The organism is Paenibacillus radicis (ex Xue et al. 2023) (genome assembly GCF_024722015.1).
Classification (GTDB): Bacteria; Bacillota; Bacilli; order Paenibacillales; family NBRC-103111; genus Paenibacillus_S.
Genome location: NZ_JANQBD010000007.1, coordinates 240840 through 260929 on the forward strand (window position 1 = coordinate 240840; position 20090 = coordinate 260929).

The following is a 20090-nucleotide window of genomic DNA, read 5'->3' on the forward strand; positions in this document are numbered from 1 at the left end:
AACCAAAAAAGGCAAAATTCATTCATTTATTGATTCTAAACAAAGGGAGGCTCCCACGTTTTCTTTCGCCATCCCAAGCATTGATCGACCACTTGCAAATTATGATCTAATTGTATATCAACTCCGAATGGGAGCTTATGATTATGCCAAAATCGGACATCACGCCACTCCACCATATAGCCGTCTTGCCTTTCTTTACAGCTTACATGAACCCGTTGTGCAAAATACAAAAACGCTCTCACACCATCTGTCGATAAAGTAGCACGAATAGCTTCGTTGGTTTCGTCCTTACTATAAACATCCTCTACCACAATTTCTTTACCACGAATAGTACCTATATAAAATAATAATGGGGTTTCCATTACGAACTGCCAACGAAACCAACTGAGACCCGGTATCACTTGGCAATTTCCATCTAACTGTAATTTCTTGCGAACCTTAGCTATCATTTGCCGATGTTGAATAGCCCGAACGACTATATAAGCTATCGATATCCCATAAATCCATAGAAACAGCATTCCTGGCGAAAATTCGGTAACTATCCAAACAAGCAGCCCAATACCATGGATGGAAAATAAAAAAGGATCAAACAGCGACATGAAATCCAAATGGCTCCATTTATTGGATATTGGCCGAAAACACTGTACACCATAAGCATTGAACCAATCCAAAGCAATGTGAAAAACAACAGCTGCCAATGACCATATGAACAGTAACGAAGCATACGGCCATACGCCAAACATCGCTGCAACCGGCACGGTGATTAACAAAGGCCATAACAGCATGGCCGGGAGCGAATGAGTTATACCACGATGAAATCGGATATACGCCGAATAACCTCGCAATCTTGTAAAAGAATCAAAATCCGGTGCATGCGAGCCTATCAAGGTTGCCGTCAAAATCGCATGTGACAGCTCAGGATCCTGGGCAATAACAGGATCAAGCATTGCAAGACCAGCTAATGTAGCGCCAAATAATAAGTGACTTCCCGTGTCCATCGCCAGTTCCCCTCCTGATGTGTCCCTTCTATTCAGCTTTCGCTAACTTCAAGTCTGCCGCTTTATCTTTTTCCCATCGCTCCTCTGCATTAAACCAATAAAACCATTGAGCAGGATACTTACGAATTACCCTCTCCATATGGTGGTTTAGCATGAGTGTTGCTTCTGCCCTCTGCGACCTCGAATACAAGTCATACAATTGCAAGGGCTGCTCGAAGATTAGTTCATGTGTGAAGCCTTTGAGTCTTCGACCATAAAACGGAACTAACGGCACCTGATGTTCAATGGCCAATGATGCAGCGCCTTCCGGTGTGCGGGTCTTTTTACCAAAAAAATACGATTCAGGAAACGTCGGCCGCCAAAAATCACCTAAAATATAAACAACACCATTTCCGGATAAATGTTTGCGAAGCTTACGAAGCAGCTCCAATGGAGGCGTGCTGTCATAATCCAAACCTGGACAACCCAGGTCCTTAAATCTCAAATACAAAGGACGTAATTCGGAGCTCCCCGAAGTAGCAATAGTCAAGCAGGCATATTTCTGACATAAATACCAGTAATAATAGAAAAAATTGCCTACATGAGGTGAGTATACAATGGCCCCGCGGCCCATACTCAACGCTTCCTCCAGATGCTTTTCCCCTTTGACACAGAACCTCCACGCTTCACTTCCCTGCAGCTGATACGAATCCAATAGCAACTCGTATAAAGTGATCAGCAAATTTTGAAAAAACTGCAGGCTGTAGGAGCTCCTGTCCTTATCGCTGCGATCTGGCAGCAATTCCAGCATGTTACGTCCTATTTTGCTTCTCAGCTTGTCGCCTGCCAGGCAGTATAATATGCATCCCATTCCCTTACAAAGTACCAGCACCAAGCTCTGTGGAAGCAACCTGAATAGCATAGCGAATCTTCTTGTTGCTAGGGTATTGCCAGTTATTTTTCCAATCCATTCGTACAATGTTATAGGTCTCCCCTTGCTCATGTCTTGGGTATCCCGATCTTAGTTGTTCAAAAAATGTTTTTTGTATCTACGGGTTACTCTGTCTTTTTCTAAAATGATGAAAAAATCAATCGTATCGAATAATGAATCGTAGGCCGGGTCTCCCCCAATTTCTGCTCCAAGCCATTGATAGCCCTTCATGAGCGGGGGCAGCTTGCGGAACACTTCCTTTTCGCTAAGTCCGCTTTCAACCTTTTGCAGTCCTCTGACCCTATGTGATTCAAGGGGTTGAATACCGTATTTGTCAGTTATCACTTGCTTTTCGCAGAGCATACTGTAGATCACATTCAATTCATTCAGTGAAGGAACATGCACGCTCGCACAACCTATTAGATAAGAGTAATTGCGTTCTGTAATATAGCTGGCAATACCTTCCCACAATAGTTGTATAGCTTTACCGCCGCGATAAGCCCGATCGATACAGCTGCGTCCTAATTCCAACGTCTGAGGTTTATAGCTATGAAAAGAAGACAGATCGAACTCCGATTCTGAATAAAACCCTTTGTTCAAAATAGCCAGGTCTCCCGGTAATAGGCGGTACGTTCCTATTATTCTGTCATTGTCTAAATCCTTAACGATTAAATGATCACAATAAACATCATACTCATCCTGCTCCAAGCCATTATCGTTTAACATCAGCATGTTTTTTTCCTCTTCAACAAAAACCCGGTACCGCAAGCGCATCGCCTGCTCAATCTCCTCACTATTTGAAGCCAACTTGACACATAAACGAGTCTGCTGAGGTACTGTTTGAACGGCAGTTTGAGTCACAAGTCAACACACCTTTCTTTAGCGGAGTTGGAGTATTTCTTACTTCTTCAGCGTAGCAAACGAATATTAATCCGGCATTTTCGCGTTGTTAATGTTTTGTAAGGATTAGGTTGGCTTGTCCATTGATTCCCCTGATTATTTCAAAAAAAATTACTTTACAGGATCACCTCTTAACGAAAAAAAGAGCCTCTAAGGGCTCTTTTCAGAATCATTGAACTTTCACTTTTGTAGCTTATCGAAGCCAAATATATAACGGAATAAATAAGAATGAGGTTATTATTGCCGCAGCTCCCATCGCAAAGCCACCTACACTGCCTTGAAGCTCGGAATCCTTAATTATACGTGCGGTTCCAATGCCATGTGCAGCTGTACCAATAGCTGTTCCGATCGAAATGTCATCACGTACTCCACAAAGTCTTAGTAAAGCGGGTCCAAACATGCTTCCAATCAACCCTGTTAACACTGTCAATACCGCAGTAAGCTCCGGCAGCCCTCCGGCTTGACGTGAAATTTCCAAAGAAATAGGTGAAGTTACCGACTTCGGCATCATAGTCACCATCAATTCCTTCGACCCGCCTAAACTCCATACTAGAGCAGCGGATAGCAGCAATGCACTTGCAGAGCCCACCGTAACGCCCCCCACAATGGAAAGCAGACTCGAGCGTATACGTTTTGCATTTTTATAGAAAGGAATGCCCAAAGCTACCGTAGCCGGACCCAGAAATAAAATAAGGGTATCGCCGCCCTTCCTATAGGCTTCATAGGGTATATCCGTGGTCAACAGAAAAGCTATGATAAGCCCCGAGCTTACGAATAGCGGATGAAGCCATTGCCATCTTCGGTACAAATAGAGCGCTAGCGAATAGCTGATAACTGACAAGGCCAACCCAAAAATCGACTGCTCCGTAATATCATAAAGACTCATTCCGGCTCTTCTCCTTCCCCTTGAAAAGTTTGGCCGACCAGCCTGTTATTATAAGAACTCCAAAGGTGCTTGCAAAAAGACTGACTAGCAGCTGCATCGAATTTTCACCGATATAGTGAAAGAACACCATCGTTCCTACAACGAAAGGAGTAAAAAACAGCAGCATATGTTTAATGAGGAATTGTCCTGCATCCTCCACCCATTCCAGCTTTACCAGCTTCAAAAACAAGCTTAATGTAAATAAAATGAGTCCTATCACGTTCGCCGGAATTGGAATGTGCAAAGCAGTCTGCAAAAGCATACCCAATAAGTAGAAACCGGTTACAATTGAAAAACCAAGCAAACTTATTCCCTCCATTACAATCATTTTATAAATAAACCTATAAATTATATGAAATTCAGTGTCTTTCATTCTCAAAGGACGATCACAATAACCTGTGCATATTTTTCATCCCTTTGTGGGATCGTAAACTTGGTGTGCAGCAAGCATACCCACAACTTAGAAAAAGGAGCTGTTTATTACAATGGCAAAACCGGATAACCGCGCAGATAACGTAGAAAAACTGCAAAGCAGCATTAATAACACTATTGAAAATCAAGAAGAGGCTGAAGCTTATTTATCCGAACATGCCGATGAAATTAGTCCAAGCGAAAAGCAAACCATTCAAGAAAAAAATCAACGCCGCGAACGAAGCTTGCAGGGCTTTCAAAGCGAGATTCAGGATGAATCCGAAAATCAGCAAAATCAATAGTGCGGCATCCAGTAATCATACGAAAACCCCATCCCAAGGATGGGGTTTCTACTCTTTTGACTAACCATTTTCTCGTTTTCCAATGTTGCCCGTACCCTTATCTTTTGGACCTTGGCACCTCATAGCTCCAGTGATCTCTGGCCAAATAGGTACAATCATGAATTTGCTTCGCTTCCTGTACCAGCAATTCTGCCTCATCCCTCTGATAACGCGAGCTAATATGAGTTAAAATCAATGTTTCCACTCCCGCTTCTCGTGCTGCACGTGCAGCATCCATAGCTGTGGAATGATCGTATTCTACAGCCAAATGCTTCTTCTGCTCGGCAAACGTAGCCTCATGAACCAACACGTTTGCACCTTTAGCCAGCTTGCTTGTATTCTCACATGGCTGTGTATCGCCCAAGATAGTGACTATGCGTCCGGGATAAGAAGGGCCGATATACTCATTTGCAATCAAGAAAGTGCCATCCTCTAATGTTACGTCAAACCCTTGTTTAAGCTTGCCGAACACTGGACCAGAGGTGATTCCGAGCTCCTTGAGCTTTTCCACCAGCAGACGTCCTTTTTGCGGTTTTTCGACGATTCGATAACCATGGCTGTCCACACGATGTATAAGCGGTGCAATGCTGACTACAAACTGCTCATCCTCGAACAGTATCGTTTCCTCAGTGACATCAAATTCCTGAATGATAAGCTCATAAGATAAATGAGCCTGACTCAGGCTCAAAGCAGTCAAAATAAACTGCTCGGTTCCCCTTGGCCCATAGACAGTAAAGGGTGTATCTCCGCCTTGGTAAGAACGGCTGGTCAGCAAGCCCGGTATCCCGTAAATATGATCTCCATGCAGATGAGTAATGAACAGCTTTTCGAGCTTACCAATGCGGATCGGGGACCTCAAAGCCTGATGCTGAGTTCCCTCGCCGCAATCGAACATCCAATATGTATTCCGTTCAGCTAACAGGTTCAGGATGATTGATGTGACATTCCGATCTTTTGAGGGCATGCCGGCACCTGTACCAAGAAAGTAAATTTCCAAACTTCATCTACTCCGTTTCATGCTTTCTTCATGTAAACATAGGGAAAAGAGTGGAGTCGATAACAACTCCACTCTACACTAGCATGCCTAACTTTTGTCTACATTAAAATAGCGGGCCTCCGGATGTGCAAATACTATCGCCGATACGGACGCTTCCGGCTCCATCATACTTCCTTCGGTCAATTCCACCCCGATATCCTCAGGATTTAGCAAGGCGAACAGCTGCTGCTGATCGTCCAGATTAGGACAAGCGGGATAACCGAATGAGAAACGTTGTCCACGATACTTAGCGCCAAAGCGCTCCTGCATCGACATGCCTGCCGGATCAGGGAAACCCCACACATCACGCATCATTTCGTGAACGCGTTCCGCGAGTGCCTCGGCTGTTTCTAATGCGGACGACTGCAGCGCATGGGAGCGCAGATAATCACCATTATCACGCCATTCTCTAGCCTTCTCATTGATGCCATGCCCAGCTGTAACCACCAGGAAACCAACATAATCCATTTCCCCGCTCTCAACAGACTTCAAAAAATCTGCAAGACACAAGAATGGCTCCTTATCCTGACGTGGGAATGAGAACGTTTGAAGCACCTTTGTAGTATCATTAGGATCATATACAAGCACGTCATTCCCTGAAGATTGTGCAGGGAAGAAGCGATACATACCGTGAGCGCGAATAATGCCTTCTTTTTGCGCTTGAGCAAATATGTCATCTACCGTTTCCTTCAATTGAACGGCCTTTGAATCCTTTTCCGCCAGAAGCTTATCTACTTTCCCTTTTAAGCCCAGGTGATGACCTAACAGCATTTGCATATTAACATAAGGCATAATATGACTGATAGGATAGTCACGGATCACGCGGCGCTCCAGGTCAGGCGGAACTTGGACAGGAAGCGTTTTGTCTATGGACGATGTTTTGACGCGCGTCAACGTAGGCATTGCTTCTTCCTTTTTGCCGGCTTCCATTACATCGGATTCCTTGCTTTCGCGCAGCTCCTTGATCAATTGCTGCCTTTGAACTGGATCGCTGAGCTTATTGGCAATATCCAGGCCGTCCATCGCATCCTTGGCATATAACACCATACCCTCATACTCCGGAGCAATACGTGTCTTCGTAAACTTACGAGTTAATGCCGCACCACCTACCAGGATTGGAACATCTATTCCTGCATTCTTCAAATCCTGGGCTGTGATGATCATTTGCTGGGCAGATTTTACCAGTAGACCTGACAAACCAATCGCATCCGCTTTTTCCCGGCGGAACGCTTCAATCAATTGTTCAGGCGGAACCTTAATACCTAGGTTGATGATTTTGTAACCATTGTTGGAAAGAATGATCTCCACCAGGTTTTTCCCGATATCATGAACATCGCCTTTAACTGTTGCAAGAATGATCTTCCCTTTAACGGCACTCTCTGCCTTCTCCATAAATTGCTCCAGATGAGAAACAGACGCTTTCATGACCTCGGCACTTTGAAGCACCTCCGCAACAATAAGCTCGTTGTTGTTAAATAAACGGCCTACCTCTTCCATCCCTTTCATCAAGGGTCCATTAATGATCTCAAGAGGGTGATATTTGCCTCTCGCCTCATCCAAATCAGGAATTAATCCTTCCTTCGTACCCTCTACAACATAAGAAGCAAGCCGCTCTTCAAGCGTTAGATTGGATATCTTTTCTTTCTTCTCAACTTTTTTGACACGGAAATGGGCTACAAACTCGGCAAGTGTGTCATCATTCGTATTGTAAATAAGCTCTTCGGATAGACGACGCTCTTCCTCTGGTATAGAAGCATATCTCTCCAGCGATTCCGTGTTAACGATAGCGTAGTCCAATCCTGCTTTTGTACAATGGTACAAATAAACAGCATTCAACACTTCGCGTCCTGCAGGCGGCAAACCAAAGGAAACGTTGCTTAATCCTAATATGGTCTGTGTATCCGGCATAGCTTGTTTAATAAGGCGAATACCCTCGATCGTTTCTTTGGCAGAACCAATGTACTGCTGATCGCCCGTCCCAACCGGGAATACAAGCGGATCAAAAATAATATCCTTGGGATTCATCCCGTATTTGTGCACAAGTAAATCATGTGAACGTTGAGCAACCTCCAGCTTGTCTTGAGCTGTAATTGCTTGACCGCGCTCATCAATGGTTCCGACAACTGCCGCTGCTCCATAACGGTGAATTAGAGGCACAACACTCTCGAACTTTTCTTCCCCGTCCTCCAAATTGATGGAGTTAATGATCGCTTTACCTTGCGAATATTTAAGACCCAGCTCGATAACCTTTGTATCGGTGGAATCTAGCATTAAAGGAACCTTAACCTTTTTAACAACAAGCTCCAGGAACTTAATCATATCGCTGACTTCATCGCGATCCGGGTCCTGTAAGCAGACGTCGACAACAGCCGCTCCGCCTTTAACCTGCGCTCTTGCAATCTCGGAAGCTTCTTCGTACTTGCCTTCGGCAATTAACCGTTTGAACTTACGGGAACCCAGTACGTTAGTTCTTTCACCTACCATGTATGGGCGGTTTGCGTCCTCAATAAATACTGTTTCAATACCTGAAACCGCGGGAGGATGCGCAGCAGCGTGCTCACGTGGCTTGTAGGGGGCCAACGCCTCAGCCATCGCACGAATATGATCAGGAGTGGTTCCACAGCATCCACCAGCCATATTGAGCCAGCCTTGCTCAGCAAAACCAGCCATCTTCTTGGCAAGCGATTCAGGAGATTCATGATATTTGCCGTTCTCATCTGGAAGCCCTGCATTGGGATAACAGCTTACGGCTGTTTGGGCCAGCTCAGATAATGTCCGAATGTGGTCTCTCATAAATTCCGGTCCTGTAGCACAGTTCAGACCAAAGGTTATTGGCTCAAGATGCTCCATCGAGATGTAGAAGGACTCTATATTTTGACCTGCTAATGTCGTACCCATCGGTTCAATCGTACCGGAGATCATAATCGGCAGTTTAATGCCCAATGTTTCAAAAGCTTTGCGGATACCAATACTACCGGCTTTCACATTCAGTGCATCCTGAGAAGTTTCCAGAAGTAAAGCATCGACTCCACCCTCAATTAGTGCTAAAGCCTGCTCATAATAGCTGTCCACCAGTTCATCAAACGTGACCCCGCCTGTGACGGATAATGTCTTGGTTGTTGGCCCCATTGCTCCAGCTACATAACGTGGCCATTCAGGAGTGCTGTATTTTTTAGCTGCATCTACAGCCAGCTTAGCCAATACTAGGTTGATTTCTCTTGCCCGGTCCTGCAAATCATAATCCGCCAATACCACACTCGATGCTCCGAAAGTATTGGATTCAATAATATCCGCTCCGGCTGCAAAATAAGCCTCATGTATTTTAGTAATGACATCAGGACGGGTAATAGCCAAATATTCGTTGCAACCATCAAGGTCATCGCCGCCAAAATCCTCTGCGGTTAAATTCTCTTGCTGGATCATTGTACCCATGGCACCGTCTAAAATCATTATTTTTTTCTTTAGCTGTTCTTGTAGAGTTGGTTTACTCATTCTTATCTTCCCTTCAATGACATCCGTCCGACAAACAGTCTTGTAAATGTTAATTTATTTTGAAAATCTTAAAGGAATACCGCGAATTTTTTAGAATAATGTAAAACTAAGTGTAACAGAAAGCTATGTTCATGAAAAGATAGAATACATCACAATCCATTATATACAATGATTCCTATCGGATTTATCAAGTTATGATATCGACAGAATCAGCTGCTTCCACTATAATACATCTAAGAACGTAAATTTCATAATGAAAGAAGGATGGCCATGGCTGAAATTAGAATCCGCAATACTAATGATCGTATATCTGGTGAGCAAAATGTGAAGGCATTTTTGGATAAGCAAGAAGTATTATACGAGCATTGGGATGCAACTAAGCTACCCGAAGCACTGCAAGAAAAATTCATTCTTTCCGATGAGGAAAAAGCACAAATTCTAGCCACATTTGATTCTGAAATCAATGATTTGGCAAGCCGCCGCGGCTACAAAACCTGGGACTTGATTGCACTCTCCGATGCAACTCCAAATTTGGATGAGTTGTTGAAAAAGTTTGAGCAAGTTCACACACATACCGAAGATGAAGTTCGTGCAATTACAGCTGGAAAAGGTATTTTTATTATTAAAGGTACAGACGATGTGGGTTACTTTGATGTAGAGCTTGAAGCAGGCGACGTAATTTCCGTTCCTGAGCATAAGGCACACTTCTTTACATTAATGGATAACCGTCAAATTGTTGCTGTACGCTTATTCATTGAAACAGAAGGCTGGATTGCACATCCTTATGCTGACCCTTCCTTCCAAAATTCATAAAAAATACATCAAAACCCGTCAGATCCCTTCAAGGAGCTGGCGGGTTTTTCATTCCGGCTTGTTAGATGTGAAACTTTATCCTGTCATTTATTTAGAAATAGTATCAATGATGCCTTGAATTTCCCGGAGATTAACGATTTCGTGCGCGGGTATAATTTCATTGGTGCGCTGCAGTCCATGACGATTGATCCACATATTCGGCATCCCAATACGGTTCGATCCTAATATGTCGGTTGTCAGCTTATCACCGATCATAACTCCCTCATTAGCGCTGATGCCCAGAAGCTCTATTGCATGATGGAAGATAGAGACGGCTGGCTTTCCTTCTCCGAAATTTCCGGAAATGATAATATGATCAAAATAGGGTGCCAGCTCAGGTACTCCAGCTAGCTTTTCTTTCTGCAGATCAGGAGAGCCATTTGTTAGCAGGAGCAGCTTGTAGTTTCCCTTCAGCTGGTTCAAAACCTCGAAAGTTTCATCATACACAATAGGGCGGCTGCGGCGCTCTGCAGGAAACAACTCTCCTAAACGGTATCCAAGCTCTGGATTGTCCACCCCAAGAGCCTTCAATCCACGTGTCCATGATTCGGTACGATATCCCGGAGCCAGCTGTTCGAGCTTACGGAAGTTTTCGTTCTCTCCCTCAGTGAAGTTAGCCCAGAGACCTTCAAAAGGATTAATTCCAATCATTTTGGTGAAAGGAAATGTTTCAAATGTTTGGTAAAGCTCCCGTGCTTCCTTCCTTACCGCTTCCTCAAGTGCTTCAGGTTGAACCTGAACATGCTTGGCAGCTTCTTCACAAGTTGCTTGAAAAGATTCCTTAACACTTCGATCATCCCACAGCAGGGTATCATCTAAATCAAATAATACGGCTCGAATCGTCATCTTCGCTCTTTCCTCTTTCCTAAGTAACTTATAAATTTTTATGTGTTTATATATATATTGGCACTACTCTGTTTTAAAAGTAACCGAATTTTGGTCTGCAAACTCTTTCAAACGCTCGGATGCCTCCGAAATATCAATCCGATGGTAAAGACGCGTAAATACCCACTTGCCGCCCTTGCCCTGTAATGAAATAACAACAGCATCCTTGGAAACCACGATCTCCTGAATTTGCGATGGCTCAGCCCTTTTATCTCCAGTAAACCGGCGTGTCCCCAAAAAGTTTTTACCGATTTTAATAAACGGACGTCTAACTAGAAAAGTAAATATTCCCAGCAATATGTAACTTCCACCTGTAATCCAATACAGATTATCATCTTGGTAAGTATTTCGGAAGGCAATATAGCAGAATATGCCGACAAAAACAAAAAGAAGCGGCATAAGCCAATTGCGCCCCTTAATCGTTACTGTACCATCTGCAACAGCTTCGCTTACCAATGGCTTACCTTGCTTTGCTCTAACCTTATTCGTTATTTTCGTGTTTTTCTGAACCATTCGTTCCCACTTACGTGACATAGCATTTCTCCTCAAAGGATGTTTTCAACGAGCTTACAATTGAATCCTGAACTTCCAGATCAAACATGCATGTATTCATTCTCCAGAGCAGAGAACTGCTTAAGAACAATTAATCTAAAGATTAATTGTTCTTATTGCTTGTCCTCTTTATCAACCAATGTAATGTTATCCAATTGATTGCGGAGTGAGCTTTTGAACGCATCAATATATCGCTTGCGTAATATGTTGCGTTCGTCAATTTCTTCATCAGTCAACCCGACCGTCTTGGCTTTACGGGCAAGCTCATTGATTCGCTTGATGTCCTGTTCGTGCCCTGCTTCACTACTCATGCCAATCCTCCCAGTATGTCCAGCCTGTGTCATTAAAAGTTTCACCAACTCAGTGAATACATCAATCTCTACTTTGACATTACAGGTTTCGATTGTCAAGAGTGTGAGCTTAACAGTTCCCTATTAAGGCAATTGAAGAAGTTGACCTTCTTGCAGTAAATTCGACTTCAATCCATTTAACAATTTAATCTCATACATATATTCACGGACATCCTGTCCTTTAGGCGCATATTGATTTGCTATCTTCCAAAGGGTGTCCCCTTTTTCAATTTCAAAAGTTTGTTTCAGATGGCTGCCGCTTGAAGCAGCAAGAGCATCCTGATCTCCACCAAGCATGGGAGCACATAAGCTGAAAACTAAAACAAGTACAACAGCAGCAAGCAAAACAAAAAATTTGGATAATTTCGAATTGTTGCTGTTACTGTATGCACCAGGCTTAGAATTAGTGGAACCAGCCGAACGATCAAATAATTGTTCATTCATATACATTATTAATCACTCCCAAACATTTGTTCTGTTCTCAATTTAACACGAACACTTGTTTGTGTCAATATATTTTCGAACTTATGTTTGTACGAACTCCGGTTCTATGTTATACTTTTTTCAATAATTACCCATACGGGAGTGATTCAGATGAGTAAACTATCCAATCGTCAGTTGGCGATTTTGGATTTTATTAAGAACGAAGTCAAGGATAAAGGTTACCCGCCTTCCGTTCGTGAGATCGGTGAGGCAGTCGGACTTGCATCCAGCTCTACGGTTCACGGACATTTGGAACGACTGGAGAAAAAAGGGCTTATTCGTCGCGACCCCACCAAACCAAGGGCGATCGAAATTACCGACGGCTCTTCAGCAGAAGGTACCCAGTTCGCTCTCTCGGTAGCACGTGTACCTTTAATCGGACGTGTAACTGCAGGTGTTCCCATTACGGCAACTGAAAACATCGAAGATTATTTCCCGTTGCCTAGCCATTATGTAGGAGACTATAACGTTTTCATGCTTAGCGTAGTCGGTGAGAGTATGATTGACGCTGGCATTCATGATGGAGACTATGTAATCGTCCGTCAGCAGCAGTCTGCGAACAATGGAGAGATCGTTGTAGCTATGACAGAAGATGATGAAGCTACTGTTAAGCGCTTTTACAAAGAAAAAGATCATTTCCGGCTACAACCAGAGAACGTCACTATGGAGCCGATACTATTGAATCAAGTTACCATCTTAGGTCGAGTCGTGGGCGTATTCCGGGATATCCATTAATCCATGCAAGTCTCCATTCAATATGATGTAAGATTACAAATTTATAAAGCCAAGAATTCGGTCGCTCGATCTGATTCTTGGCTTTATTTATTCTCAAGCTGCTTCTATTAACCACCTTCGTGAATTTTGATAGCGAACATAAACATCGGCATACAGGATAATAAAGGAAATAGTGTAAATCATTATATAGGTGAGGAGTTAGGTCCCGTTCGCTACAAGGAGATTGGTCTTCTATTGAAGCTTAATGACAATCATTTACTTGCATCCTACAACTTGGCTCGAGAACTGGAATTGGACAAAGCATTTATTGAACTTCTGGAAAAAGAGTTGATCAAGAGGGGTATCATTTTTCAACCCTCGGAGAATGACAGCAATAAAAGTTGACAAGTAATTAAAAATTGATGGGCGAATGGGTACTAACCCTTCACCACGAAAAAGCCCCGCCAGCGAAGAGCTGGCGGGGTACGGAGAATTTTTCTGACAAACAAAGAATGTCCCTCAATTCCGAAGGAAAGAGGGAACATATTTGTTAGATAAAGGAACGAGAAACGATAACAAGCAAAATGAATAAAACAAGGATTGTACCTGTGCTAGTAAAAAAACTACCACAACTTGTTCCTACTCCTAATCCCATAGTTTCCGCCTCCTTCCGCTTTAACTTCTGCATCTTATGAATGTCGGCCCTTACCTGATTGGACAGTTTCGAAAAATAGGCGCTTTCACAGGAAAAAAATAGGGAAGTCGCTTCCACTCTGTTTGCTTTTCATAAGACGTGATACAGATAATCCACCAATTGATGTACAGGCGATTGCCTAAAAAACACCATACCTAACCGTGCTCTTTATCACAAAATTCTAATCACGACCACAAACAAAAAAACCTCAACACTTGGAGCGTCAAGAGTTTCATTTAATAAGGAATGCGTTAAATCAAGTTTTTTCATCATTTAAAATATTACCTGCCATCTAAGCAAAGTTATGCCCAGAATCGTTTCAAGTACAGCCTCAATATGGTATTCTTTAATATACATAGTTTGATCATACAACAAGCAAAAACCAATCTCTGAGGTGAGCGATTTGTTGAATAAACATAACATCTTGTCTGATGAAGAACTTAGAATGTTACTTTCTAATGAAGATGATAAAGACAGCAAGGTCGAGTCCAATAAACCGCTTGACACACCTTACCCACCTCGTTCAATGCGTCATAGAAAGAAGAAAAGATGGATTCAGAGCTTATTTAAATAAGCAGCCGAAAACGCTATTCCTCATGCTACTCATGCTATTCAGAAACCTTTCAATCGCCCACAAAAAGAAAAACCCTCAACGCTTGGAGCGTCAAGGGTTATGCTTATTAATAAAGCGTCAAATACTGCTCGCGTTCCCAAGCATGAACTTGAGTTCGGTAAATATCCCACTCAATTTCCTTCAACTCCACAAAATGAGCCAGAGCATGATCGCCCAGCGCATCGCAAATGACATCGTCACGAAGCAGCTCATCGATAGCTGTTTTCAGATTGACTGGAAGGCTTGGGATACCTTGATCTTCACGCTCATCTTCTGTCATCACATAAATATTGCGATCCACAGGAGGCGGAAGCTGCATTTTATGCTTAATACCGTCCAAACCGGCCTTCAACATAACGGCCAATGCCAAATATGGATTAGCAGCAGGATCCGGGTTGCGGACCTCAACACGCGTGCTTAAGCCGCGGGATGCTGGAATACGTATCATCGGACTGCGGTTGCTCGCGGACCAAGCAACATAACAAGGTGCTTCATACCCAGGTACCAAACGTTTATACGAGTTGACAGTTGGATTCGTAATGGCTGCAAATGCGCGTGCATGACGCAATATACCCGCCATATAATGTCTCGCAGTTGTGCTAAGTCCCAATTTGTCGCTTTCATCATAGAACGCGTTGGATTTGCCAGTAAACAGTGATTGATGGCAATGCATACCGGAGCCGTTCACGCCAAACAATGGTTTTGGCATGAAAGTTGCATGCAATCCATGTTGTCTTGCTACTGTTTTGACCACAAGCTTGAACGTTTGGATCTGATCGGCCGCTTTGATTGCATTCTCATATTTGAAGTCAATCTCATGCTGTCCTGGAGCTACTTCATGGTGGGATGCTTCGATTTCAAATCCCATTTCCTCCAAGGTCAACACAATTTCACGACGGCAGTTTTCACCTAAATCCATTGGTGCCAAGTCGAAGTAACCGCCTTGGTCATTAAGCTCCATGGATGGATTGCCGTTCTCATCGGTTTTAAATAAGAAAAATTCCGGTTCAGGACCTACGTTCATTGCAGTGAAGCCCATTTCCTCAGCTTCCTTCAATGCTTGTTTAAGAATTCCACGTGGATCTCCTGGGAAAGGTCTGCCATCAGGCAAATAAATATCACAAATTAACCGGGCTATGCGGTCTTCAGCAACCCAAGGAAACACAACCCAAGTATTTAAATCAGGATATAAGTACATGTCGGATTCTTCGATACGAACATATCCTTCGATTGAAGAACCATCAAACATCATTTTGTTATCAAGCGCCTTTTCAAGCTGGCTAACAGGAATTTCCACATTCTTGATCGTACCGAGCAAGTCAGTAAACTGCAGGCGAATAAACCGCACATTTTCTTCCTTCGCAATGCGCGTAATATCCTCTTTTTTGTAGTTCTTTTCCGTCACTGTGAAACTCCTCCTTTAAATATGAAAAATTGACAGCGCATGTTCTGAAATACTACGTCTCCCGAACATGCACAAACTAGCATTTTACTTCTTGAAAAATCTCGAAAGCTCGCCTTGAATCAGTGAAACCTGACCCCGCTTGCCTCCGCCGAGCAGCTGTTGCTTCAACATACGATGAAGCTGAGTATCCGTTAATTCTCTACGCTTAACTTCCGATTGCTCACTTAGAACGGTAGCTTCTTCGGAGTCTTTGGAAACCGGCAGGAGTACCTGCTTAATCCCCGCGATATTTACTCCTTTTTCAATCAAATCCTTGATTTCGAGCAAACGCTCAACATCGTTAAAAGAATATAGACGCTGATTGCCACCTGTTCTTGCTGGAATAATTAATTCATGCTGTTCATAATATCTGATTTGTCTGGCTGTTAAATCGGTCAGCTTCATTACAATACCGATTGGAAAAAGTGCCATATTACGGCGAATGTCATCCGTCACTACCCATCACCTCTGTGGACTAAAAACTACCTTCATTGTACCCCTCCTACATAAACATGTCAAGTTATGTTAGGTTCATGCAAGATGTAAGTATATTTTACAGTAGTCCCCGTTCTATCATATTGCTCAATGCAGTCAACACTCCAAGCTTGCAGTGCGAATACGTCAACCCGCCCTGCATATAAGCAATATAGGGTTCACGGATCGGCGCATCAGCTGACAATTCCAGACTGCCGCCTTGAATGAACGTCCCTGCGGCCATGATGACAGGATGCTCATAGCCCGGCATATCCCAAGGCTCCGGCACAACATGGGCATCAACAGCTGCTGCTTGCTGAATCCCTTGGACAAAAGCAATCAGATGTCGGTCACTCGTAAATTGGATCGCCTGTATTAAGTCCGTTCTGGGATCGCTCCAATGCGGGTGAGTTACAAATCCAAGCTGCTCGAATACCGCCGCAGCAAATATGGAGCCTTTAACAGCTTGTCCAACAAGATGAGGCGCGAGAAATAATCCTTGATAAATCGACCGGATAGTTCCAAGCATCGCCCCAACTTCCCCCCCGATACCAGGTGCTGTAAGCCGGTAGGATGCCAGCTCTACATACTCTTTATTCCCGGCAATATAGCCGCCGGTAGCAGCTATTCCACCGCCTGGATTTTTGATCAGTGAGCCTGCAATTAAATCTGCACCAACCTCTGTCGGTTCCTGCAGCTCCGTAAATTCGCCGTAACAGTTATCCACGAAGACTATAACGTTAGGGTATAAGCTTTTCACAAAACGAACCATTTCGCCTATCTGAGCAACGGTAAACGATGGACGCCAGGAATAACCTCGTGACCGTTGAATGCCGACCACTTTGGTTCTTTCGGATAACTGTTCGCGAATGGAATCATAGTCAGGGCTTCCATCCGATAGCAAGGCTACTTCGTTATAAACGATACCCCAATCTTGAAGTGAGCCTTTTCCATCACCTGGTTTGCCAATTACTTTATGCAACGTATCATAAGGACTCCCTGTAATCATCAGAAGCTCATCCCCAGGCCTTAACACGCCGAATAAAGCTGTTCCGATTGTATGGGTCCCGGACACAAAATGTGGCCGCACTAAGGCGGCCTCTGCTCCGAATACTTCAGCATAAACTAAATCCAGTACTTCGCGGCCACGGTCATTATATCCATAACCTGTGGAGCCGGAAAAGTGATAATCGCTCACTTTATGCTTCTGAAAAGCTCGGATTACCTTCCATTGATTCTGGTCAACGATCCGGTCCAGTTCTTTAATCCTGCCCTCAATTTGTTCCTCGGCATTCTCCATCCATGCCGTAATCCTTTCATTAAACATGCTCGCTGTTCTCTCCCTCATTGTAAGCCTGATCCAAGGCATAAGCTGCTAATAAATACCCCAATTTACCATATTCTTTGTTATTCAGCCTTACCTGAATCAGCATATCATTACCTTCTACTTCATTCTCCAATACTTCCCCGACTCTGTAAACAAGCGATATGACGTCGCCTTTTTCTGCCGGGATCCGGAATGTTTTGCAATCCCCCATCAGCTTGGATTCTATCGCATCGCACACCCGCTTCAAATCCCCGTCACGATAAGCCGAGATACGCAAATACTCCCCTTTGTCCGATAACATTTCCTCTTGCTCAGGCGAGCACAAATCCACTTTATTGAACAACGTGATTTGCTCCGTTTGATGAGCCCCCAGCTCTTGAAGAACTTGGTCAACGACATACATTTGTGTAGCCATCATATCGGAAGCACTGTCCACAACATGCAAGATAAGGTCGGCTTCACAAGCTTCCTCCAGCGTTGCACGGAATGCAGCGACCAAGTCATGAGGCAGGTTTTGAATAAACCCAACCGTATCCGTCAACACAATTTCTTTCCCTCCGGGAAGCTCCAGGTTTCTTGAAGTAGGGTCCAATGTCGCGAACAGTTGATTCTCCACATATACATCCGCATGAGTCAGTTGACGCAGCAGTGTCGATTTCCCTGCATTTGTATAACCAACCAGCGCAACCTGAAAAACACCCGATTTCTTTCTACGCTCTCTATGCAAGGTCCGGTGTTTAACTACCTCTTGCAATTGATTCTTAAGCTCGGTTATCCGGTCACGGATATGTCTGCGGTCCGTTTCCAGCTTCGTTTCCCCGGGTCCTCTCGTCCCTATCCCGCCACCTAATCTGGATAAATTTTTGCCTTGGCCGGAAAGACGTGGCAACAGATAGCTGAGTTGAGCGAGCTCGACTTGAATAATGCCCTCCCGTGTCTTTGCACGCTGAGCGAAAATATCCAGTATAAGCTGAGTCCGGTCGATAATTTTTACATCCAAATACTGTTCCAAATTGCGAACTTGTGCTCCGGACAATTCTTGATCAAAAATAGCTGTATTAGCATCATGCTCTTCGAGTAACTGCTTTAACTCCTCAGCTTTGCCTTTGCCAACGAACCACTTGGAATCTACCGATTCTTTGTTTTGAGTCATGGTGGCAAGTACTTCTACACCTGCGGTTTCAGCCAAGCTTACAAGCTCAGATAATGAATATTCAGCAACAAAAGCTTCCTGTCTCTTCTGCGTTGGCGTGATCAAGCTCATTAATACAGCCCGCGGCTGCTCGTGTTCAATGATATGTACATTAGATTTCATAGTATTAAATCTCCTTTGAAGGTATTCGCTTAAATGAGCCCAGAGCTTAGTTTAGCCAATTATAAGCAACCAAATTTCAGCTGCAGCTCATTTTTTTCGCTCATCCGTTCAGAAATAGGAACAAATCCCTCCCAAGAGCCAGAGGAATCTGCTTTGCTGATTTCCTTCCTATACAGCAAAAAGAGGCGTTCACAGTAATTGTAAACGTCCCTATGCGTAATTACAACTTAATGAATGGTTCTTATCTATTCTTTCCCTAAGTGTACTTTGTGCAGCCACTATTTTTCTACGAATCCATAACCCTGTAATTGGTGAAATCGTTCATGGGAAAAGCTGTTTCCTTGCTCTTATCGAATTGAATATCTTCAGGATAAATACTCATGAGATCGTCCTTGCTTGGTTTTGCGGGATGGCGGCGGTTCAACAGACGTACGGCTTGATACCGGATAGCTTTTTCGATAACATTTCTGACATATCTGGCATTGCTGAAATGAAAGCAATTCGTGGTCTCATAATGCAGATGCTCCCTCAGCTTCTTCAAGGTTTCCGGTAGAAACGAATACTCTCGCTCATTAAGCATTTTCTCGGATATTTTCAACAGCTGCTCAATAGAATAGTCCGGAAAGTGAACTTGAATAGGAAACCGTGATGGAAGACCCGGATTCGTCAATAAAAAATTATCGATTTCATCCGTGTATCCTGCCAAAATTAATATAAAATCATTTTTATAATCCTCCATACCTTTTACAAGACAATCAATACATTCCTTCCCAAAATCTTTTTCCCCGCCTCTTGCCAAGCTGTAAGCTTCATCTACAAAAAGGATACCGCCCATTGCTTTCTTCATAATTTCTCTTGTTTTCAAAGCCGTATGTCCAATATATTCGCCAACTAAATCTGCTCGTTCCACTTCAATTAAATGTCCTTTACTCAGTACACCCATTGATTTAAAGAGCTTGGAAACAATTCTCGCCACAGTGGTTTTACCAGTCCCCGGATTTCCTTTAAAAATCATATGAAACACCTGCGAGCCGCCTTGTAATCCAACTTCCTCGCGAAACTGTTTCACCTGCAGCATGGCATAAATTTGAAAAATAAGCTCTTTTATTTCTTCTAACCCAATCATTTCATCCAATGTTTTAAAAATATCCGAAAATGCCTGGTTGCCTGCAAAGTTTAATTTGGACTCTTCCGGCAGCTGCTTTACAACTGTATCTTGGGTTCGAAATACAACACTTATTTGATGGTCTTTCTGTGTTATCTTTCGCGTTTCTGCGCCAAACATCGGATCACTCATGCTCTTCACCCCATTAATTCATCATATGCGGTGAAGTACTACATTCATGAATCATCTGACTGCGCGCTATGAAATGG

21 protein-coding genes are annotated in these 20090 nt (G+C 43.5%); 4 read left to right on the forward strand and 17 right to left on the reverse strand.

Features of this window, described 5'->3' with window-relative positions; all coding sequences use genetic code 11:
• Positions 1-35: 35 nt before the first annotated feature.
• From NV381_RS11790 to NV381_RS11810, 5 genes are all read right to left on the reverse strand, one after another.
• The gene (locus NV381_RS11790) at positions 36-998 is read right to left on the reverse strand and encodes a metal-dependent hydrolase (protein WP_258213480.1); all 963 of its coding nucleotides are present in this window, start codon (positions 996-998) and stop codon (positions 36-38) included.
• A 28-nt stretch (positions 999-1026) separates the two neighbouring features.
• A complete protein-coding gene (locus tag NV381_RS11795) occupies positions 1027-1956 on the reverse strand; it encodes a lysophospholipid acyltransferase family protein (protein ID WP_258213481.1) in 930 nt (309 codons plus the stop codon).
• Between the two features lie 42 nt (positions 1957-1998).
• A complete protein-coding gene (locus tag NV381_RS11800; protein WP_258213482.1) occupies positions 1999-2769 on the reverse strand; it encodes a GNAT family N-acetyltransferase in 771 nt (256 codons plus the stop codon).
• A 232-nt stretch (positions 2770-3001) separates the two neighbouring features.
• Positions 3002-3694: an LrgB family protein gene (locus NV381_RS11805; protein ID WP_258213483.1), complete on the reverse strand. Its 693-nt coding sequence runs from the start codon at positions 3692-3694 to the stop codon at positions 3002-3004.
• Complete coding sequence (locus NV381_RS11810; RefSeq protein ID WP_258213484.1) at positions 3681-4037, reverse strand: CidA/LrgA family protein; 357 nt, start codon at positions 4035-4037, stop codon at positions 3681-3683. Before NV381_RS11810 ends, NV381_RS11805 begins: the two co-directional genes overlap by 14 nt.
• A 181-nt stretch (positions 4038-4218) precedes the next feature.
• Here NV381_RS11810 and tlp point away from each other — a divergent pair, with 181 nt between their 5' ends.
• Positions 4219-4446, forward strand: a complete 228-nt coding sequence (gene tlp, locus NV381_RS11815; protein WP_258213485.1) for a small acid-soluble spore protein Tlp — start codon at positions 4219-4221, stop codon at positions 4444-4446.
• A 97-nt stretch (positions 4447-4543) separates the two neighbouring features.
• Here tlp and rnz read toward each other — a convergent pair whose 3' ends face one another.
• Together rnz and metH are read right to left on the reverse strand one after the other, a co-directional pair.
• Entirely contained in the window at positions 4544-5482 is a 939-nt protein-coding gene (gene rnz, locus NV381_RS11820) for a ribonuclease Z (RefSeq protein WP_258213486.1), read from the reverse strand.
• Positions 5483-5569: 87 nt separating this feature from the next.
• Entirely contained in the window at positions 5570-9013 is a 3444-nt protein-coding gene (metH, locus tag NV381_RS11825) for a methionine synthase (RefSeq protein WP_258213487.1), read from the reverse strand.
• A gap of 270 nt (positions 9014-9283) precedes the next feature.
• Here metH and NV381_RS11830 point away from each other — a divergent pair, with 270 nt between their 5' ends.
• Positions 9284-9826: a 1,2-dihydroxy-3-keto-5-methylthiopentene dioxygenase gene (locus tag NV381_RS11830; protein ID WP_258213552.1), complete on the forward strand. Its 543-nt coding sequence runs from the start codon at positions 9284-9286 to the stop codon at positions 9824-9826.
• A gap of 87 nt (positions 9827-9913) precedes the next feature.
• On the opposite strand, the gene NV381_RS11835 is transcribed toward NV381_RS11830, so the two are convergent.
• From NV381_RS11835 to NV381_RS11850, 4 genes are all read right to left on the reverse strand, one after another.
• Positions 9914-10711 carry an HAD family hydrolase gene (locus NV381_RS11835; RefSeq protein WP_258213488.1) on the reverse strand — a complete coding sequence of 266 codons (798 nt, stop codon included), beginning with the start codon at positions 10709-10711 and terminating at the stop codon, positions 9914-9916.
• A gap of 63 nt (positions 10712-10774) precedes the next feature.
• Positions 10775-11284 carry a hypothetical protein gene (locus tag NV381_RS11840; RefSeq protein WP_258213489.1) on the reverse strand — a complete coding sequence of 170 codons (510 nt, stop codon included), beginning with the start codon at positions 11282-11284 and terminating at the stop codon, positions 10775-10777.
• 131 nt (positions 11285-11415) lie between these two features.
• Complete coding sequence (locus NV381_RS11845) at positions 11416-11613, reverse strand: DUF896 domain-containing protein (protein ID WP_258213490.1); 198 nt, start codon at positions 11611-11613, stop codon at positions 11416-11418.
• A 123-nt stretch (positions 11614-11736) separates the two neighbouring features.
• Positions 11737-12102, reverse strand: coding sequence for a LysM peptidoglycan-binding domain-containing protein (locus NV381_RS11850; RefSeq protein WP_258213491.1), 366 nt, complete (start codon positions 12100-12102; stop codon positions 11737-11739).
• A gap of 144 nt (positions 12103-12246) precedes the next feature.
• Here NV381_RS11850 and lexA point away from each other — a divergent pair, with 144 nt between their 5' ends.
• Together lexA and sda are read left to right on the forward strand one after the other, a co-directional pair.
• Positions 12247-12870 carry a transcriptional repressor LexA gene (gene lexA / locus NV381_RS11855; protein ID WP_258213492.1) on the forward strand — a complete coding sequence of 208 codons (624 nt, stop codon included), beginning with the start codon at positions 12247-12249 and terminating at the stop codon, positions 12868-12870.
• A gap of 234 nt (positions 12871-13104) precedes the next feature.
• The gene (sda, locus tag NV381_RS11860; RefSeq protein WP_258213493.1) at positions 13105-13254 is read left to right on the forward strand and encodes a sporulation histidine kinase inhibitor Sda; all 150 of its coding nucleotides are present in this window, start codon (positions 13105-13107) and stop codon (positions 13252-13254) included.
• Positions 13255-13399: 145 nt separating this feature from the next.
• On the opposite strand, the gene NV381_RS11865 is transcribed toward sda, so the two are convergent.
• The 6 genes from NV381_RS11865 to NV381_RS11890 form a co-directional block, all read right to left on the reverse strand.
• Positions 13400-13504, reverse strand: a complete 105-nt coding sequence (locus tag NV381_RS11865) for a YjcZ family sporulation protein (RefSeq protein ID WP_258213494.1) — start codon at positions 13502-13504, stop codon at positions 13400-13402.
• A 719-nt stretch (positions 13505-14223) separates the two neighbouring features.
• Positions 14224-15561, reverse strand: a complete 1338-nt coding sequence (gene glnA, locus NV381_RS11870; RefSeq protein ID WP_258213495.1) for a type I glutamate--ammonia ligase — start codon at positions 15559-15561, stop codon at positions 14224-14226.
• Between the two features lie 84 nt (positions 15562-15645).
• Positions 15646-16056, reverse strand: a complete 411-nt coding sequence (locus NV381_RS11875) for a MerR family transcriptional regulator (protein WP_171655203.1) — start codon at positions 16054-16056, stop codon at positions 15646-15648.
• A 97-nt stretch (positions 16057-16153) separates the two neighbouring features.
• Entirely contained in the window at positions 16154-17401 is a 1248-nt protein-coding gene (locus tag NV381_RS11880) for an aminotransferase class I/II-fold pyridoxal phosphate-dependent enzyme (protein WP_258213496.1), read from the reverse strand.
• Entirely contained in the window at positions 17394-18716 is a 1323-nt protein-coding gene (gene hflX, locus NV381_RS11885) for a GTPase HflX (RefSeq protein WP_258213497.1), read from the reverse strand. Before hflX ends, NV381_RS11880 begins: the two co-directional genes overlap by 8 nt.
• Before the next feature lie 286 nt (positions 18717-19002).
• Positions 19003-20013, reverse strand: coding sequence for an AAA family ATPase (locus NV381_RS11890; protein WP_258213498.1), 1011 nt, complete (start codon positions 20011-20013; stop codon positions 19003-19005).
• Positions 20014-20090: the final 77 nt, after the last annotated feature.

Excerpts from the sequence above, each read along its gene's own strand:
- NV381_RS11790 (WP_258213480.1), bottom strand. The coding sequence starts at position 998 with ATGGACACGGGAAGTCACTTATTATTTGGCGCTACATTAGCTGGTCTT.
- NV381_RS11805 (WP_258213483.1), bottom strand. The coding sequence starts at position 3,694 with ATGAGTCTTTATGATATTACGGAGCAGTCGATTTTTGGGTTGGCCTTG.
- tlp (WP_258213485.1), top strand. The coding sequence starts at position 4,219 with ATGGCAAAACCGGATAACCGCGCAGATAACGTAGAAAAACTGCAAAGC.
- metH (WP_258213487.1), bottom strand. The coding sequence starts at position 9,013 with ATGAGTAAACCAACTCTACAAGAACAGCTAAAGAAAAAAATAATGATT.
- NV381_RS11830 (WP_258213552.1), top strand. The coding sequence starts at position 9,284 with ATGGCTGAAATTAGAATCCGCAATACTAATGATCGTATATCTGGTGAG.
- NV381_RS11835 (WP_258213488.1), bottom strand. The coding sequence starts at position 10,711 with ATGACGATTCGAGCCGTATTATTTGATTTAGATGATACCCTGCTGTGG.
- NV381_RS11840 (WP_258213489.1), bottom strand. The coding sequence starts at position 11,284 with ATGTCACGTAAGTGGGAACGAATGGTTCAGAAAAACACGAAAATAACG.
- NV381_RS11845 (WP_258213490.1), bottom strand. The coding sequence starts at position 11,613 with ATGAGTAGTGAAGCAGGGCACGAACAGGACATCAAGCGAATCAATGAG.
- NV381_RS11850 (WP_258213491.1), bottom strand. The coding sequence starts at position 12,102 with ATGTATATGAATGAACAATTATTTGATCGTTCGGCTGGTTCCACTAAT.
- lexA (WP_258213492.1), top strand. The coding sequence starts at position 12,247 with ATGAGTAAACTATCCAATCGTCAGTTGGCGATTTTGGATTTTATTAAG.
- NV381_RS11865 (WP_258213494.1), bottom strand. The coding sequence starts at position 13,504 with ATGGGATTAGGAGTAGGAACAAGTTGTGGTAGTTTTTTTACTAGCACA.
- NV381_RS11880 (WP_258213496.1), bottom strand. The coding sequence starts at position 17,401 with ATGTTTAATGAAAGGATTACGGCATGGATGGAGAATGCCGAGGAACAA.
- hflX (WP_258213497.1), bottom strand. The coding sequence starts at position 18,716 with ATGAAATCTAATGTACATATCATTGAACACGAGCAGCCGCGGGCTGTA.
- NV381_RS11890 (WP_258213498.1), bottom strand. The coding sequence starts at position 20,013 with ATGAGTGATCCGATGTTTGGCGCAGAAACGCGAAAGATAACACAGAAA.